At 57.3% G+C, this 17,452-nt stretch carries 13 protein-coding genes; 8 read left to right on the forward strand and 5 right to left on the reverse strand.

Annotated elements, in window-relative coordinates:
- Window positions 1-43 precede the first annotated feature (43 nt).
- Window positions 44-436 carry a hypothetical protein gene (locus QCE49_RS12770; protein WP_250457138.1) on the reverse strand — a complete coding sequence of 131 codons (393 nt, stop codon included), beginning with the start codon at window positions 434-436 and terminating at the stop codon, window positions 44-46.
- A 353-nt stretch (window positions 437-789) separates the two neighbouring features.
- Here QCE49_RS12770 and QCE49_RS12775 point away from each other — a divergent pair, with 353 nt between their 5' ends.
- On the forward strand, window positions 790-4,134 hold the full coding sequence (locus tag QCE49_RS12775) for a hypothetical protein (protein ID WP_250457137.1): 3,345 nt from the start codon (window positions 790-792) through the stop codon (window positions 4,132-4,134).
- A 114-nt stretch (window positions 4,135-4,248) separates the two neighbouring features.
- Window positions 4,249-10,449: a tetratricopeptide repeat protein gene (locus QCE49_RS12780; protein WP_250457136.1), complete on the forward strand. Its 6,201-nt coding sequence runs from the start codon at window positions 4,249-4,251 to the stop codon at window positions 10,447-10,449.
- A gap of 31 nt (window positions 10,450-10,480) precedes the next feature.
- Here the strand turns inward: QCE49_RS12780 and QCE49_RS12785 are convergent, their stop codons facing one another.
- The 3 genes from QCE49_RS12785 to QCE49_RS12795 all read right to left on the reverse strand — a co-directional run bounded on the left by QCE49_RS12785 (window position 10,481) and on the right by QCE49_RS12795 (window position 11,651).
- Window positions 10,481-10,699, reverse strand: a complete 219-nt coding sequence (locus QCE49_RS12785) for a hypothetical protein (RefSeq protein WP_250457135.1) — start codon at window positions 10,697-10,699, stop codon at window positions 10,481-10,483.
- A gap of 215 nt (window positions 10,700-10,914) precedes the next feature.
- Entirely contained in the window at window positions 10,915-11,214 is a 300-nt protein-coding gene (locus tag QCE49_RS12790) for a cyclic-phosphate processing receiver domain-containing protein (protein ID WP_250457134.1), read from the reverse strand.
- On the reverse strand, window positions 11,211-11,651 hold the full coding sequence (locus QCE49_RS12795; protein ID WP_250457133.1) for a hypothetical protein: 441 nt from the start codon (window positions 11,649-11,651) through the stop codon (window positions 11,211-11,213). The genes QCE49_RS12790 and QCE49_RS12795 overlap by 4 nt, the downstream gene beginning before the upstream one ends.
- 366 nt (window positions 11,652-12,017) lie before the next feature.
- On the opposite strand from QCE49_RS12795, the gene QCE49_RS12800 reads away from it, so the two are divergent.
- The 6 genes from QCE49_RS12800 to QCE49_RS12825 all read left to right on the forward strand — a co-directional run bounded on the left by QCE49_RS12800 (window position 12,018) and on the right by QCE49_RS12825 (window position 16,975).
- Entirely contained in the window at window positions 12,018-12,278 is a 261-nt protein-coding gene (locus QCE49_RS12800; protein WP_250457132.1) for a hypothetical protein, read from the forward strand.
- 844 nt (window positions 12,279-13,122) lie between these two features.
- Window positions 13,123-13,404 carry a hypothetical protein gene (locus QCE49_RS12805; protein ID WP_250457131.1) on the forward strand — a complete coding sequence of 94 codons (282 nt, stop codon included), beginning with the start codon at window positions 13,123-13,125 and terminating at the stop codon, window positions 13,402-13,404.
- A gap of 80 nt (window positions 13,405-13,484) precedes the next feature.
- A complete protein-coding gene (locus QCE49_RS12810; protein WP_250457130.1) occupies window positions 13,485-14,258 on the forward strand; it encodes a hypothetical protein in 774 nt (257 codons plus the stop codon).
- 554 nt (window positions 14,259-14,812) lie between these two features.
- A complete protein-coding gene (locus tag QCE49_RS12815) occupies window positions 14,813-15,901 on the forward strand; it encodes a hypothetical protein (protein ID WP_250457129.1) in 1,089 nt (362 codons plus the stop codon).
- Between the two features lie 7 nt (window positions 15,902-15,908).
- The gene (locus QCE49_RS12820) at window positions 15,909-16,313 is read left to right on the forward strand and encodes a hypothetical protein (protein ID WP_309805994.1); all 405 of its coding nucleotides are present in this window, start codon (window positions 15,909-15,911) and stop codon (window positions 16,311-16,313) included.
- Window positions 16,310-16,975 carry a hypothetical protein gene (locus QCE49_RS12825; RefSeq protein WP_250457127.1) on the forward strand — a complete coding sequence of 222 codons (666 nt, stop codon included), beginning with the start codon at window positions 16,310-16,312 and terminating at the stop codon, window positions 16,973-16,975. The genes QCE49_RS12820 and QCE49_RS12825 overlap by 4 nt, the downstream gene beginning before the upstream one ends.
- A gap of 22 nt (window positions 16,976-16,997) precedes the next feature.
- Here QCE49_RS12825 and QCE49_RS12830 read toward each other — a convergent pair whose 3' ends face one another.
- A complete protein-coding gene (locus QCE49_RS12830; protein ID WP_250457126.1) occupies window positions 16,998-17,366 on the reverse strand; it encodes a helix-turn-helix domain-containing protein in 369 nt (122 codons plus the stop codon).
- Between the last annotated feature and the right edge of the window lie 86 nt (window positions 17,367-17,452).

Raw genomic sequence — 17,452 nt, forward strand, 5'->3', positions numbered from 1 at the left:
CGCTTAGTCCGAGCGCCAGGCAGGCTGTGGAATCGTCTCGAATCTACTTGATAGTCAGGAGATATCTCTGGCATCGGTCGTAGATATCGCGCGTCGTGGTAGACGAGAAATCCAGCCGCAAATTGCTGTCAAAAATCGAAGCTAACGCGCTGCCGCTCAGCGTGAGGCCAGTCTCAGCTTCGATGACCTTCGCAATCGACAGCGCGCGACTTGCCAACATAACCCGAGCTACGACATCTTCGTCGCGCTGCATTGCCTTCGACCAGTAGGCGGAAGACTCGACGGTATTCTCTGTTGACATCCATCTACCAGTCGCGAATCTGGTCGCAAGGTGGGAAATGACGAGGAAGGTCAGCAACTCGGCCTGCACTCGCCAATCGGCCCGAGCGGATAGTGTCATCTCAAAATTGCCTGGCGTTGTCACGATGACCTTCATTGTAGGATGCGGAACGCTGTCGTACCAAGAAGGGTTCTCCAGTGAGTTGCCATGGAGATGAATCGCCTAGGCGGCTCGCTGTCCCGATGGCCGTAACGTCCTGCGGACATACTCCACACAGCTATCGTCCGAACCGGTCAGGCTGTAACCTACTGCCCGTAGGAGACTTCATCTCGTATTCCGAGTACAGGCCCTCGTCGATGGCCTTCGCGTTTAGACCGAGGGCAGGAGTCCGGCGCTGCGAACAACCGTATTGCGCAATCTCAGCGACGCTCACCGATGTCCCGGTTGAACGGAGGTCAGCTCTCGCAGTGCTGGCAGTTGGTTTTTGAAGTTCTAAGGAGAAGCTCCCCTTGTTGGCCCAACTACTAGCATTGCTCCCCGCCCGTTTTACCGGCCGAATCGAACCTCGCGCGCGCAGACAGGTAAGGATATGGACGAAGAACAATGCGACGCTTCGCACGCTGCGCTACGGATGGGCTCGTCGAATTTTGTTCTGGGGCTCTGACCGCCCTTTTTTATTTGCGCTTTTGCTAGGTGCCGTCGCGTCATGCGTATCTTACTGCGCCGCAATCCGGACATGGGGCAGGCTTGTTGCGTTGCCGCCTCCTGCTTTAAAGCCGGATTTTGACGTTGCCTCGTACACGGGCGTCCCGTGGAGTGTCCAAGCGACACTCGTCGCGCTGGTCTATCCAATCGTTCTCTCTTTCATTGCGCTGATGCTTCAGCGTCGCGCGAACTCAACCGCGGCCATGAGAGCCTACGTCTTGGACTGCGCCGTCATCCCGGCCGGCGCCAGTTCCGTTGGACTACTTGTGGCGATGGGCGCGGAATACTTCGCGGCACCCTACAGTTCGCACGGATTCCTCGCGAAGTATATGGGAGCGTTCCTGACGGCAAATGGGTGCTGGTTGTTCTTCAATCTACTGCTCACAGGCTTCTTTCTGACCCGAACAGTGGGTTTTATCCAAGATGACGAACAACGCCATGTGTTCACACGAGTTGCCGTAGATATCGCGCTGCGCTCCGAACTCATCTCTTCGGTGAAGCAACACCTCTTTGTCAACTCACCTCAAACTGACTGGAACTTTCCTGCCTATAGAGGAGCGCGCGATGCCCAGGCCCCCCAAGTGCTGAACGTTGCCATGGGCCGCGGCATACCCTCTGTGTCGCGCGACCTGAAAGGCAGCAAGTACCTGCACGACGTGCATCTTCATCTTCTCGCCTTTGTGGCACGACGCTGGCACCGAAGGGCGGCAGCAGCCGGTAGCCCACGCCAAAATGAAACGCCGACGCTCACCTTCGCACCCCGGATTGGCGCTGAGGCGTCTGGGGAAGCTGTTCTATGCACGATTGAACATGGCCCGCCTCTCAATCGCCTTGAGCGAGCGCTAGTCAGGTCAGCTTTTGTGTACCGGTCTTCGAAGAACGCGTCGCTGTCGCTTTCCACACGAGAAATGCTCGACGAGCTCGCGAGCGAGGCGGAGTCTGCCGTCGAGCAAGGGCGCTTCAGCGTGGCAGAAGACCGACTTCGGGAGGTATTGAATCTCCACAAGACCCTTCTCCTTGCTAGCGTAGCTGATGCCGAAGAGGTGGCGGGCAATGCCGCCACGATTGGCAGTTCGGCGTACTCGTGGGGAGACAGCAGTTTCGACATGGAGTGGCTTCAACCGTATCGCGACATCAGTCGGCTCGCAGTGAATCATTTTGATACTGACGCTCGATTGTTCAGATTGCTTTCATATGTCCCGGCAAATATAAGCAACCGGATTCCACCGCGACCTGAGAAGCTTCTGATTGATGCACAAATTGTCGGAAAACATCTCGCGTATTTGTTAGCCGCGTGGTGGTTGCGCAAGGCCGACGAAACCTTGGCAGCAAGTGGTGGTGCATTTAGCGGGACCTTGCCCCTGCCTTCGCGGAAGGTGTATGAGAATGCGATTATTTCTTTCGTCGGGCACTGGGACGCTGTCCGCGTTCGAGTTGATAACAACCCTCGGCTCAGCGACTCAGATGAGTGGCTGCGGCACGCCTCGGGCGCATTAGTTTATGCGGTTCACATTGAGAACACGGCAGAACTCCTTCTCAAATCAGTCTCAAGGGGTGACGAAACAGCGTCGACCTGGCTGTTCGAAACGTTCCTGAAGTGGTGGGGAAATCGACAATACGAGCTTCGCCATCGAGAAGGATTGGTCGACTATCGAACACGGAACGTGACCATCGGTCTAGCATCTAAAAGCTGGGCGGAGGCGAAAGAGGTGCTTTGGGACGGAAGTTCGCCTGCCTCGTTGGAGGACGGGAGAGACGCGCTCAATTTATCGATTCGTCGATATTGGGAAAGTATGCGCCTGCTCGTCGCTCTTCTTCTCGTCGAGAACGCAGGCACGGCCCCGACCCACGACAGCCGGGAGTTGCGGTTGTCGGCCGCTTTGGTAAATGGGGACGCTCAAGACCGAGGCGGAAGGGTTGAAGTCCAACCGCTTGCCTCCATAGACGAGTTTCTTCATTCATTGCTCCGAGAGCTGTTCAGCGTTGGTACTTCAATTGGACGACTGGACCACTTTGTCGAGCGTCTGAGGTGGGACGAAGATGCTCCGGTTGTCACGGGCTGGTCGTACAGCTGGTCGAGGTCCCCCGATGGCTTGGAGTTTATGGGGCAAAGTCAGGCCGTGATGCTGGTCTCCCTTGCCACAACAGCAAAGCCTCAGGTCCTGCGTTCGACACGGCTGATTGAACGCTGGTGGAATGACATTGAAAAGCTCGAGCAAGTTGCCCGATTTCTGCGAGACCTGCGGCGAGTCGTACTTTCCAAATCGTTCAATGAGCTGGCTCCTGCGACGGTAGTTCTCAAGAGCCGCCTCGCGCTTCCACTCCGAACCCGCACAGCGCGTCTAGGCGTTGCACGGGCGCTCAAGCAACTCAGCGCTGTTGCGCAGCGGGAGCGACGGCTCGTGATGGACTCCTTTGGTACCGATGCAGATAAGGTCCACGCTTTTGGCATGCAGGTCGCCGCCGTTGCGTTCGATGGCGCAGCGCTGAATGCACCCGTCGATGGCCTCGCATTCCTACCCGGCCTCTCCCTTAAAGGGTTCAGCTACCGGTTCAACTACCATTCCAAGTATTTCGTAAAGGATTTTGGGCTCGGCGCTGATGCTGACTTTGCCGGACAGATAGGGAAGGAAGTACGTCAATGCGTAGTAGCGTGGAGCTTTGCGGAAGCAGTCGACCGCCTTAAGTGGAAGCCCCTGAATAGCACCGCGTTGCGCGACGATTGGGATGCATCTATTGAGCAACGATGCGCGTTAATCATCGCGGTAGCAAAGCGCTGCGCGGAAATGCGCCGGGAAGGCGAAGAGCCAATTGTCTTGGTCGGACGGTCTGCCGCCGGGACGTACTTGCGCGCGGAACGTTGGGGTTCGTCCGCTTGGCAAACAGAACCTCCTGAGTCGGTTACGATTCGAGACGGCGCAGGTGGAGGTGAGTTCTCGTTCGTCGATGATTCACCAGTCTTCGACTTCGACACGCCCAACGGCGACTGCTACATCGTGCCGCTCGACCTGTTGCATTCGCTCACGGTGTCGGGCTCGGGTGCAAACGATGCGATGTCGATAACGTGGACTCAGGCCGAGAGAGACCGCCTGGCGTTCACGCTCAGTTGGCGCTCCGGGTTTCAAGGCAAGGAGGGACCGGGGATTTAATCGAAAGCGTTGAGCGTGCGACGGAGCCGCCTCGGACACTCGCACGGCCACAAGAGGATGCGTCCATCGTTTACTATTCCTCCGACGAGAAATGAAACGCCCCTTGCCGCCAGAATGACCGAACAATCCTCCCGACCCGCCATTGCCCCGAGCACGAACTGCGGAGACCCGCCAGACTTCTCAAAGATGGAGTCGAAGCAGTTTGAAGAGTTGACGTGTGCCGTACTGGGCCATGAGCCAGACGTCAAGAGCGCAGATTTGTTTCACGCGGACGGCGAGAAGCAGTTTGGAGCCGACTCGTACGGCGACCTTCGAGGTGAATTCGCGATAGCGGTCGCGTCATCGAAATGCTACGGAAAAATCAACGCGAGCCAGATTGCGGAATGGTCAGATGACTTCATCAAGCATCTTGACTCGTTTTGGAAAGAACGCAATGTCCGTCGTTTCATTCTTGCGGTTGCGTCACCGGTCCATGGGCGCAGCACCTCGGACACGGTTTTCCAGCAGAAGAAGCTCTTCCACGCGATGGGAATGGAGTACGAGGTTTGGGGGCCGCGACAATTCCAAGAGAAGCTTCGATTCCAACGCGGCGTTGTGACGCAGTTCCTCGGCGGCTACTGGGCCAACGTCATTTGCGGTGACGTTCCGGTCGGCGCGAGCGGGGTGGCAACTGACCAAAGCGCAGTCCTCGACGCTCTCACTACGACGGTGGCACCGCTCGTCACAGCGTTGAACATGGAGGTGGACAGCAAACTCGACTCGCTCAAAGCCCGGCTTCGCGAAGAACATCCCCGCAATATCGCTCTCGAGCTTCAGAGGGTGATGTCCAGTACCCACTGGTCGAACGTCGCGGGAAACGTGAGGAGCAAATGCCTCCGATATTTAGCATCTGCGAAGCTCCAAGAGGGAGATGTCGAGGCCGCCACGGCGTTCGCGAGCGAGGCCGACGCTATTTCCACCGATGGCGCGGAGACTTTCAAGGCGCTTTTGATGGCCCACCGCGGGGAACATGACCAAGCGCTCCAGCTTCTCGAGCACATGTCTGAGCCTGACGCTCAAGAGATTATAGCTGCGTTGCTACTCCAAAGCGGGCGCCTCGATGATGCAGAGCGAGTTCTCGACCGACTCCCACCTGTCGACGGAATGCCCACAATTGAAGCGTCGAGGCTTCGTGCGTTTCTATTGCTTTTCCGTGGGAAACGCATCGCGGCGCTGGCCGAAATACGGCGAGCGGAAGCGCGTGCGCCTCGCTGGTTCGTCGTGAGACGCGCCGGTGCGGTCATTCGCTACGCGAACGCGTTGTCTAAAGTCGTCGGGGAGGAGCACTTCGCAAACCCTTCACCCATCGCGACCGAACTTGTTCGCCAGGACGATGCGAGCCAAGCGCTCCTCAGCGAGTCTTTGGCGACGTTTGACAGTCTCGCAACCGAGCGCGAGAAGTCGCCTGCTGGTTTCTACGATGAGTTGTGGGCATTGGCCTGTGAATGCAATCTCGTTGATGGCTTACCCTTGGCGCAAGAACGTTGCGACCGCCTCCTCGGCGCTAACCCAGCAAGTCCTGAAATCATCAGCTGGGCTCTCACGCGCGGCCTGAAATTCGACGAAGGACGGAGTCGCGAGGCATTACGTGTCGCGGCGGAGGGGCCTGACAAAGACGCTGCACATGTGCTGGCCTACAGTTGGCTCCTCACACTGGATTCGAAGGACGTTGACGCGAAGGATGTGTTGCTGGCAAACCGCAAGCTATTCAAGAATGACGCGCAACGGGCAGCTTACGAAGCGCGCGTAGGATTTCTCGAACCGTCTTCGGTCGATTCAGGCGTTTCATCTATCCGGGACAGCGTCAGCGTGGAACGCCAAATCTTTGCGATGGTGAGCGACGTATCGGACGGGTTGGCGTGGGAGGAGCTCGAATCTCTATTTGCTAGTCTGGCGAGCCGAGATGCCCGTTCGGTCGCATTGCTTGCAGCGGCGTCCCGCCTCGCTGCTGCCAGCCGCTGGGAATTTCTCGGTCGTTACGTCCAGCTGCTCACCAAATTTGAGACAGCATCAGCCATAGAAATTGCGGCACACGCTGCGTTTAACACCGGAAACGCCGCGTTGGCGCTGAAGGTACTGAAGTCGAATCAAAAAGCTTTCCCTCATGGAAAGTTTCCGCGAAATCTGGCCGCCATCGAAGCTTATTCGCTCGTCGAGCAAGGTGAACACCGACAGGCCCTGGAGGCGGCAGAAAAGTTGTCAATGGAATTCGACGGGCTGCGCGAGCGGATGTTGCCAGCCGATATCCGTTTGAGACTCGGTGACATCCGCGGCGCGCTTCCCCTAATTCGGAACGAAATCTCAAAGAACGAGCTGCCGCCCGGTGATGCTCTCCGTTGGGCCCGCCTTATAGCGCTTGAAGACCGAGAGCTAGCCAGCACGCTCTTAAAACATGCGGGGACGAAAGGCCTACCCGAAGAGTTCGCTTTCGAGGCTCACGCCCAGGCGATTCGACTTGGATTGGACAGGCAGGCCGTCGTCTTCGAGTCTGCAATTGCAACGCTGATGGCAAAACCGAATGACGGTCGGTTTAGGATGATGTCCTTCGAGGAGTTTCAACAAGTACAAGCAACTCGGACTCAGACTCGCATCAATCTATGGAACTCGTATTTGGACGGCGCCACACCGTTGCATGTGGTGGCGCAGCAGGCCGGCATTGATTTCAGCGCGCTTTACTACATCAGCCCTCCGGACTGGCAACGCTCCGAAGAACGAACACCGTTGATGATTCGGCATGGCGCTCGGGCTCTAGATTTCGGTACGGGAATAGCACTTAGAGACTGGCGCCTGTACATCGACGTCTCCTCTCTGTTGCTGGCCAAACAGCTAGGTATCTTGGAGACCATTGAATCCGTGGTTGCCGCGGTAATTGTCCCGCAGTGTCTTCCGACTCAGCTCTTGACCTTTGCCGACTCGCTAGAACACCCGCAGCCCAAAAGATTTGAGGTGGAGTCGGCCATTGCCGACGCGCTGCGAACCGGGTCTATCAGCGTTCGGACCCAGTCGGAGGAAAATGGCATCTCGTTGCTGCCTCCCGATGCAACTTCTGGCTCGTGGACAGTAACTGCGACCGACACGGAACCTGTGCAGAACGGCGAGCTCCGCGCCACGCTCTTAGGCGTCGTGGAGGGACTTCGGCGATGCGGCCAAATGAGCCAGTCGGAATTCGACAACGCAGTCTCTGACCTAGGACCCGTTGGGACAGGCCTAGCGGTCCCGCCGCCAGGCGCCCGACTGCATTTCCAAGCGGACACGCTTGGGATACTCGCGCTCAAGTGCTCGCTAAAGATAATTCTGAAGACCTTTGTGGTGCTAGTGGACGACGAGTTTGCGAGCGTTCTGGCCCAAAGCGTGCGTTTCGCGCAGGAGCGACGAGATGTGCTGAGAGTGGTGAACGACCTCCGAGCACACGTAGCAGACCAGCTTTTGCACGGGAGCTACGAGACTCCACGAGGACGCGAGGGACATGTCGAGCAAGACGGGTCGACGTTCGCTAGCTATCCCATGCAGATTCGCGGGCTGCTTGAGTTCCTTCGATGTCAGCCTGATAGCAACGCGGTGTTTTGCTGCGATGACCGATTTGTCACGGGATATCCGCGTTTTGGCACCGCCCCTGTGGTGGGCATCTTCGAAATACTACGAGCTCTCAGAGACGCACGCGCATTGTTGGATATCGACTACTTTGAGAAGCTGATTCACCTCCGCAATGCGAACGCGATGTTCCTGCCTATAGAGGCGGACGAAGTCCTTTTCCATCTCAAGCGTGCGCCCATTGTCGACGGCCGCGTCGTGGAGACTCATCCGTTGTCGGTCCTCAGACGTTATGTGGCTAGAGTGGCGCTTCAGGAATGCCGCCTCAAAATTGGTGATTTTCCTCCCATCGAGAGCGATAGGCCTGACGAGACCCACGTTCTCATCGGGAATCGTCGCCTGACGGATGAGTGCCTGACGAAGCTGTGGTCGTCCAAAATGCTGAAAGACGAGCAATGCACGGCTTGGGCCACCTGGGTTTGGTCGCAGCTTCGCATGGAACGTCATTTGGGAGAGCATCCGTCCATCAAGCGGGACCCGGAGTCCTTGGCGACGTTAGTAGCAGTATCGTTCAGCGCCGCCCTGAGCGCCGTCATTCAACTCGCGATTGGCCATTCCAAATCGCGAAAGGAGGCGTTTGCAGGATGGCTTCTCGATATTGTCGTGAGGAACAGACTTCGAATCGACAGCGCACTCACCAATCACCTTGTCGCGCAATTTGACTCATTGCTGGACGGTGTCTTTGCCCCTGATGTCGCTCGGGCAGAGGAGGCGTACTCCGATGAAGACGTCATCGCTTACTTGCGGCAAGCGCTCGACGTCTTACCCGAAGAAGTCCGCGAGCGACTTCTCAGAAGCGCAAAGCTGCGACAGAGGCTAAAAACCAAACTTGTCACTGTCGTGAATATCGGAGAGGTACAACTGCTCCAAGACCGGTTCATCGCAGCCATTCGAAGGGCCATGGAATCAGGCAAGTCGCAAGCAAAGGCCCACGAATCTAGCAGCATGGTCACATTCCAGGCGATTGGGCCGACTGGCACGGTGGCGGTCAAGTGCAACGGCAAGACTGCTCAAATCAACGACCGAGCTTTTCCTCTTCTCAAATGCACGAGCGAGAGCCAAATACGCTCATTTCTGTACGACCACATCGAGTGGTTTGACCGCGTGCAAGCCGAACGTGAAGTAGCAGTGGAGGAGATAGTAGGAGTAAGGTCCGCCGAGAAGCGATTCCAGATACTTGACATGCTCAGAAGGCAGAGCCTGGCGTTTCACTATCAGGAGATTAAGGACCAGCTTGAGGAGAGCCATAGCGTACCACTCGCGAAATGCAAACCTCCGCGCCCAGAAGACGTCATCCGCCACCTGCGTCTCAACGCAGATGGCGCGTCGTTTGCAGACAGATGGGCTTCAGCTGCCGACTGTCTCATGACAGACTACTGTCTCGAAGAAGCCTTTCTTCGGCTAGGGTGTCTTCCGGTCCCATTGCCACAAGCTTTCATCGACCGCTTCACCGCAAGCACGGATGAGGCGCAGGAATCTCTCTTCTCTCGCTTCGCGCAACTCGGTTCAAGTTCTCCGGTTCACTTCTTTCACGCACTCTCGTTGGCCAACAATGAGAGGACGTCCTCTCGGGTTCGAGACCCAGCTTTACGCTTGGTTACGGAAGTGTTGTTGCGCTGGAACGATTTGGCCGATGCCATGAGCGCGCTTCTGACGTGGACCGAAACGCATGCTCACGAGATTCAGGGCTGGCCTAGCTATTCCGCCGAAGAGCAGTTGGTCACCGCTTGGTATCACGCTACACGCTTGATGTGCATACTCAATCGTGGTCTTCGCATGGAGGCACAGATTAGCGAGCACTTTGCCAAGGTTCGCGGTGCATTGTCGGCCGACGCTGCTTTCGGTGGCCTTTCGCGGTCGCTGGATTGCGCTTCGCCGACGACCTTCGTAGGAGTGGTTTTCCTATACGGTGGCATGAGCTACGCCCAGCAAACATCGCGCGGTTCCGCATTGCTGTCGGCGGAGCATCAAGAAAAGATTCTAGAACTGACCAGAGTCAATGGCCATGTGAATCCGTGGCTTTTCGCCTCTCGAGAACTGTCAGCAAATCGACTGGACTCGTTCCTGCGCGTGGATGCTCCGGTCCATTCACTATCGTTCACTTTCCCGCCAAGTGTGCCTGAAGACTTCGAGAACGAACTCCTGAACGCCTTCCCAACTGCGCCCTGCAATCCAATGTTATGGGTCCACCTCAACACATTGGCGCGCATGGGGCTGCGTGCCGCGACCCGTCAGCGCCTTGTCGAGTTAGTGGCGAACGTTCAGCTTCTCGGACTCGCTGAGCTGGAAGATGACTTCCTAATCGCTTGGCGTTCCGTCGCGGGTTGCGTGAGACTTCTCGGTGATAGCGCGACGCGCGAGACCTTCAAAGCGCAGCTCCTTCAACTTGCGAAGACGTTGAATGACCGATTCAAGCGCAACCAGACACCCATCAATGTGGATGCTAAGGACGAACGTGGACGGAGGCTTAATGAACTACTGGAGTCATGTATCGCCTTCAGCCGCGACGATGACATCGCCCAGGCATATGCGAACATATCCGAACTACTTATCGGCGTGGCAGCGGTTTGGGGAACCGCGCGAGCAGCAATATGCCGGACGCTCGAAACCATCTACGACGAATCGCGGATGAGCGAGAACGGTGCCGTTTGGAACGCACTCGTGCGTGTCCGCGCTCAGACATGAACGCCCCATTTTCGGAGGGCCTCCGCTGGCTCTAATACGGTGCAGTCTTTACTGCGAGCAACGCATCGAGAGCATCTCGCGCTGCCTGCAATTCTTGGGCCGCGGCCGTGAGACGCGCCATGTGCAGCGGTGTCGGCGTTCCGTCTTCAGACTGTTTGAAATGCGTCTCGAGCGCGAGTGAAGCCAATTGCACTTCTCTGGCGGCAATCGCGACTCGCTCGACTGCAGCCGCTTCGGACGCGTCCTTCACGGGTGGTCCCATGTTTTCCTGTGGTGATGGCTCCCACGCTCATCATAAGGGCTTCGGGAAGAACAGCTATGGTTGAAGCGCATTCAGTTCGCGACGAATCGCATCCTCCCGCTATAACTCAACGGCGCTAACCCGCAACGGGCCCTAACTTCGTTCCCTCTTGGCGTGTCGTCCGAGCTTGCACGCGGACACGTCATACGGGTTCGAACGGTCTTTCATTCTCGCCTAGCAACAAGCCGTTCGATGGCAAGTACGCCTGCTTCCATTTTGGCGCGTGCGGAACTGTTCGAAGAGTGTACGAAGATTTTAGGCGGCCGGAAAGCTCGAAGCGCGACGGCTTCTTCAATCCACAAAACGACGTCGTAGCCTGTGCCGCGCTCGTCGTCGCCCAAGTCGTGGTCAAGGCTTAGTTCTTCGACGGTTCCCGTTTCAAGGAGCCTGATTGCCTCGTGTGGCCAATACACGCGCGTCCAACCTTCCGGTGTGACGCGCTCGTCGTCGAGAAAGACCTTCATACGGCCACGCCCAACTCCGACTCGTCGAATGCTTCCGAAGTGCGCCGATGCTCTGCGCATGTATGGCAGTACACAGCAAGCTCGCGCTCGGCGACGACTCGAGCGGAGACGAGCCACGGTTCAGATGCGTCTTCGAATTGGGTCATGGCTACAGAGACATGCGGTGCCGTCCGGTCAACGGGGCGCAGGCAAAGCGAACAAGGCACCGTCTTGGCAGCAGTCGGATAAGCGGACGTAAGCGTCGAGGAAATCGCCGCTTCGGCGTAGTCGGCGCACTCTTGGCCGCAGAAGTCTGTCAGCCCGTTGTCGTCTGAAACCAAGACGACGCCGGGTTCGCTGCACGTTACGGTTTGGCTGCGCTTCGACAGCGCGAAGTAGCTGCGGCCCAGTTCGCGGTCACAGACACCACAGTAACGACCTTCGTAAGAATTGGCCATGCTCGTTCTTCTCCGTTGTGTGGCGGCGGGTCCCGCGCGTTCGACTGACTAAGCAAAAGGCTATCTCTTGACTGAGACGTTGCGCGTCTCAATTGCCGCCGTGTATCGCTCGCACTTTCGCCTTACCTTAGAGGGCCCGGCGCGTCGTTGTGTGATGCCGATGGGCCTCAAAGCACGACAACCGCAAATAACGCGCGTAGTGCCCGTGCTGTGGCGAGTTCTTGCATCGAAAGCGCGCCTCCATGCAACATTCGGTCCGCGTGTCGCCTGCGAGTTGACACGTTGCTGGCCCAGCTTTACTGTCCGGCCTGTCGCGATTTCCTTCGGCCCGGTCGCACACTTTGGTCAGTCGAAAAGGAGGCAAACATGCAATCGTCCTGGTCGCGCGAGAAGTACGCCTTAAACGTGCATGTGAAGGAATTTGGAAATTCGGTCGCTACACCGACACGCCACGCGATGGCCGGATTCCTCGCGGTCATCACAATCTCTCTGTCGTCAGCCGCTATCCCGGCCTTCCCACGCCTAATGCTAGGGGACGACGGAGGCGTTGCGTTCGACAGTGAATCGGACGCCTTGGCTGCAGGCATCGCCGCCGCGAACCGAATGGTCGACGACCTGTTGGAGTGACCGGCAGGCAGCGCCACGGAGAACCTCGGTCGGGCGTGACCCGACGTGAGGTGCAGCGCAATTGGATGGGTTACCGGTCGTACTCTTGGCCCGATTGGGAATCATCGCGCTGGGACTGCCTGCCTTTGCGACCCAGTCAATGAAGATTGGCGGGGCGCCGCTTGGATACGGACCGACCAGCGTTCACGGTCGGCGGAACGACTGACCGCGCTCCGTTACCATGATTTCGACGAGAATGTGTCAAAGAAATTTAAGAGGCTCGCACTAGGGTTTGCACCAGCCTCGCCGACAAATCAGCCGCACCCTGACCCTCAGACCAGGTCCCTGGGTTCAACGCACACTTACTGCGCCGCGTTGCTACCTGAACGACTGCGGCCCGGACGCGGTTCCGACCACCATGGCCACGTCCAGTTGCTCGGATTTGCAATTCGAAAGCACTTGGTGTCGGAGACGGTGTCTAACTGCGAAGAACTACGGTCTGAGAAGGCCGAAGGTAAATCGGTCTGCACGGTCGTGTTATTCGACGATTGTTTCCGGAATGCGACAAAGGCCACGAAACGAGGAGCGGCAAACAAAGTAATATGAGTGGAAGCCAACAAAAAGACCTGTCATGGCGACCTTCACGAACGTCGGTAACGGGAATTGGGTATTGCGTGGCGGGTACGGCGATAGGTATCTGACCGTCATCAGCAAAGGCCGAGAGGCGAAGTTCGAGATGCATTGCCCTTTGGGACCGCCGGAGTTCGTGACAAATGCCGGGTTCCCTATCGAGGAACTGAACAAGATATTTGGGTATTTGACTACGTACGTCCAAGTCATCTGCCCGTTGATGTAGGAGGTCAAGATGCTCATCACGGAAGAGGACGTTCGCCGTGGGTACGCATGGCAGGAAGAGCGTAAGCATTTGTTCGTTCGTGATGTTTACTACGAACATGGCTTCCTCGTGTTCACGCTGTTCGGCAGCGAAAAGCCCGTCAAGGTTGCAACCGAGTCAATCCCACCCCTCCGGAACAGGACGCCGGAAGAGCTCGGCGATATCGAGGTCAGCCCGATGCGAGACATGCTGCATTTCGCTCGGATAGACGTTGACGTCTATGTCCCAAAGCTGTTCAACCCAAATTTATAAATTCACCACATCGCGAGCCGCTCGCGATGCGCATCTAAGCTTGGATTTGATGTCTCTAAACGCCTAGAGGCGGGCGCGACGTGCCGCGACGTGATTCATCCAAAGAAAGCCCTCAAGCCCCTGCCTGGCGCCATGCCGCGATTGCCGCGCTCTGGCTTCTCGCTGCCGTTCTCCTTGCATTCGCGGCTTGGCGGCCGCTCCTGTCCGGGTCCGGCGACAATGCCGTCTTCTGGAGTGCGCTGAGCGCCTGCTTTACTGGGGCCTCCGCGCTTGGCGCCGTCTGGGTCGCTACGCAGCAACAACGCTGGCGCAAACGCGAAGAGCGGGCCCGCGCCTATGTCGTTGCTGCGGGCCTCACACCGGCTCTGCCGGTTGTAATCGACGCTTTGGAGGTCCTTGCAGGACAGTTGCAGAACGTCGATGGTCTGCGGAACCGGGATGCGCACCATATCGAAAGCCTCAAGCTGACGCTTCAGAGCACGAGCCTTCATGTAGGTGTCGGCGCCATCACTGACCTTGTCATCATCTCGCGCGATTTGGCGGCGAAGTTGGCGCAGGCCGTTTCCATCGTTCGAAGAATTGAACATCGTGTCAATTGGACGCTGCAAAAACTCCAAACTGCGGAGGTCGCCAAGCACGGTTTGGAGGACCCTGAAATCAAAGAGTGGCCCGACTGGGCCGATGAAGCTCGAACCCTCTTTCTCGAAGTGCAGAAGCAGTGCGAGCGCGACTTCGCATTCAAACCTAAAAAGAAGAAGACTGTCGTGATGGCGGGACCACGCACACCTGAAGATGGGTCGAGGATGGACGGGCCAAGTCCGTCTTCGCCGAGTTCTTCAGTTGGCCCACACTGACTCTGGCGCGTCTGTTTCTGCGCCATGCCGCCTCTTTTCTGGGCCAAGCAAAATTGTCATTCCAAGAAGGGGCGCCCTGCTTTCAGGCCATCGTCTTTAGTTGATTCCGACTTCACGCGCGGCAAACGAATCGCCTCGCGCACAGTATGGTCACGAGGGCCTGGTTTGAGCGGGTTTCGGCGCCAATCCGCGCGTCACGACATGATTGCCTTTGCCGTCAATGAATCGAGGCTGAACGCTGGTTGCAGCTTCCGTCGCAATCGAGCGTCTATGCTAGACGAGCGGCGCAGCATGGATGCGACGGTCGAAGAGCATAAGCGACGATAAGGTCGGAAAATTCGGCAGTAATACGCCCGTTTCATAAGCGTGAGCGCCGGAAATAGGCTCGGATGTTACGAGAGACGCTCAACGCTCTCGCCTCCAGCAGGAGCTCGACAGCGCACTCAAACCCGACCTCGGAAGCAACTACCGATTGCAGATGGCAAATTGCGTTTGAACGATATACTTATTGGCCGCAAAAGAAGCCGTAGAAGCACAAGAATCTGGGATAGAGAATGGCAGCGACGCCGAAACAGCAAATCGAGCGACTTGTCGGGGACCTGCGACAAATTACGAAATGGGGGCGGATGTCCGACTACGCGTCGGGCAATGGCCTGCCTATCACTCGCACATGGACGCCCTTCCTGGCGGCAATCTTCGAGCGCTACAACAGCGACGAGGATTTGCTGAAGGTCGTCGGAAAACTTCGAACGTTCTATGTGCAGCAACTCCTGGCGGCCGACCGGATGGTGACTTTCTTCCACCCGCACGAGTTGCACGGCAAGACCCTGTACGGTGCAGCCGTTGATGCGCAGCCGCCGGCGTCCGCAGCACAAAGTCACTTTCCTTCGCTCGTGCCCGACAAGGACGTCAAGACTGATGTCCCGAGCTCGCCTACTTTCGTGGGTCGGCTGGTCTCGGCCGATAAACGCGTGGCACTCTTCTACTTGTCGGGCCGGTACGTGGAAGAGAGGGATAAGTATAAGCGCGATGAAGTGGCCGCTGCGGTGCGCGAAGCCTTCGAAGACTACGACGAGTTCATTGCCATCAAGCTGCGCTTCAGGCAGTGCATGGATAGTGTCATCGTTCACCCCGACGGGGCCGTGCAGATGAGACTGGACCTCCCGTCGCTCACCAACGTGGACTATGCAGAGCATTGCGCCAAAGGCCTCATGGGAAAGTTCCATGCGGACTTTCCTGGCCCCGGCGGCGCTCCGCTTCTCGGCGACCGAAGAAACCTGTTCAGGGCAATCGGAAACATCTATCGGAAGGATGGGTTAGGTCGCGTCAGCGAATTAGGGTTCGAAACTCCGACGGATTCTGTAAAAGTCGAGAAGATGCGAAACCGCACATCGGACTTGCGCGATGAGCTGTACCATAAGGCGGGTAAAGTTGGCTTGAAGAATCTGGCGGAGATAGTGCCCTATCGTCTGTCAGTTCGCTTCAATCCGTCGTCCGGCAAACATCCCGTCGAGCTGTCGCTGCCCGGTTCGTTCAGGGAGTTGGCCAAGCCCTCCCAACGTCTGGAGGTCGCCTCCGTCAGCGGTTGCCTCGGCGAGCAAGACTTCGAGAAAGCTGTGCAGACTCTTCTTGAGCATGCCTAGCCTTGATATGAACAAAAATGAAGCAATCCAACGGGTGCAAGCAGTCTGGGACGAAAGTCCCGCTGCTTCGCTATGCGTTGCGATTGTTGACCAATTGGCAGAAGGCGTTCTCCAACGCCTCACCTTTGGTCAGTTGTACCGCTTGGCCTCGAAGAACGAGGCGTCTCAAGAGGACATAGCTCGTGCGCTTCAGTATCTGACGGGCCATGACCTCCACCTGCTGGACACGGAGTTCGAATTCATCGACGAGAACGATGAAACGTTCTACTTCGGCATGCAGGACCTCAGCGACGCTCAACATGAAGGCGGTCTGCATCATCCCGAATCGGGCGAGCTCATAGACAACTATGAGGAGCGGGTCTTCCCGACCTTCGTACCATCCTCTTTGGCGAAGGAAATCTCAGCCAAATGAGCGAAATCAAGCATGTGGTGCCAAACGGGAATTTGGACCAGAAAGTTAGCTACAAGGCGTTCGAAGCGTTGATGACCATGGCCGCCGGCGGCAACCGAATGGTTCGCCGAATGACCACTGCAACCTATGCCGAGTTCGTTTCACTTCTGTACGAAGACTTCGACGAAATCATCGGCGACCTGGAAGGCCGCAAGAAGTACTTCACTGATTCATCCGAGGACCAGATTACCGACTCCCTCGTCACTAGCCTTCGGCAGTATGGGTATGTCGCCAGCCACGATAAAGACCACAGCGGGCATGTCGACATAACCGTGGAAGTCACGCATCAGCCAAATTTCATATGGCTTGGAGAGGCGAAGCTCGACAATGGCCCTAAATATTGCTGGGGCGGTTTTCAGCAGCTCACAACACGCTATAGCGTCGCTCGCGCGGGTGCGGATGCCGGTGGCATCCTCATCTACCTGCAGAAATATAAGGACGCTAAGGCGCGTCTGGAGCAGTGGGCCGAATTCCTGGAAAACGTGCAGGGCATCGCATGTGACCGCGCGGACCCGACCAGACCGGGACTGGCGTTCTCGACGGCTGCGCTACACGACGGCACGGGGCTACCGTATAAGCTCCGACACATGATTATCTATCTTCGGCACGACCCGGAGAAATAGCGAGACGCTGGCGACTAGGCCTTCATAATTGCAGCGCCAGCGTCATCTGCCTGCCAGCACCGTTGAGTGTCGAGGTCGACCGCCTAGAATTTGCTTCAAAGGCGTGGCCGATATCGAGCGCATACATCCCGACGTGGTGCATCCGGCCGCTCTCAGACGGCTGGCGAACCCATAGGGTCTTGATTCGGTACCCCTCCTTCCGGAGTTCCACAATCCGCGGCCGAGAGTCGACGATGTCGAGGAACCGCACCGCCTCCAATGTGGTCACTCCACCGCGCACCTTCATCGCCTCGAGCAGGCGGGCGCGTTGATGCGCAGCAGTATTTTCAGGCCAGTTGGCGATGATGGCGCTGAACGACAAAAGGTCCAGCCGTACGGTTTGGTTGAGCATTCGAAGCCAAGGTTGTGAAGACGAGGCCTATTGTTGGCGACGCGCTTCAAAACCTAGCTACCGAAATACTGAGAGAATCGGCGCGG

Source organism: Caballeronia sp. LZ008 (assembly GCF_031451435.1).
Lineage (GTDB): Bacteria > Pseudomonadota > Gammaproteobacteria > Burkholderiales > Burkholderiaceae > Caballeronia > Caballeronia zhejiangensis.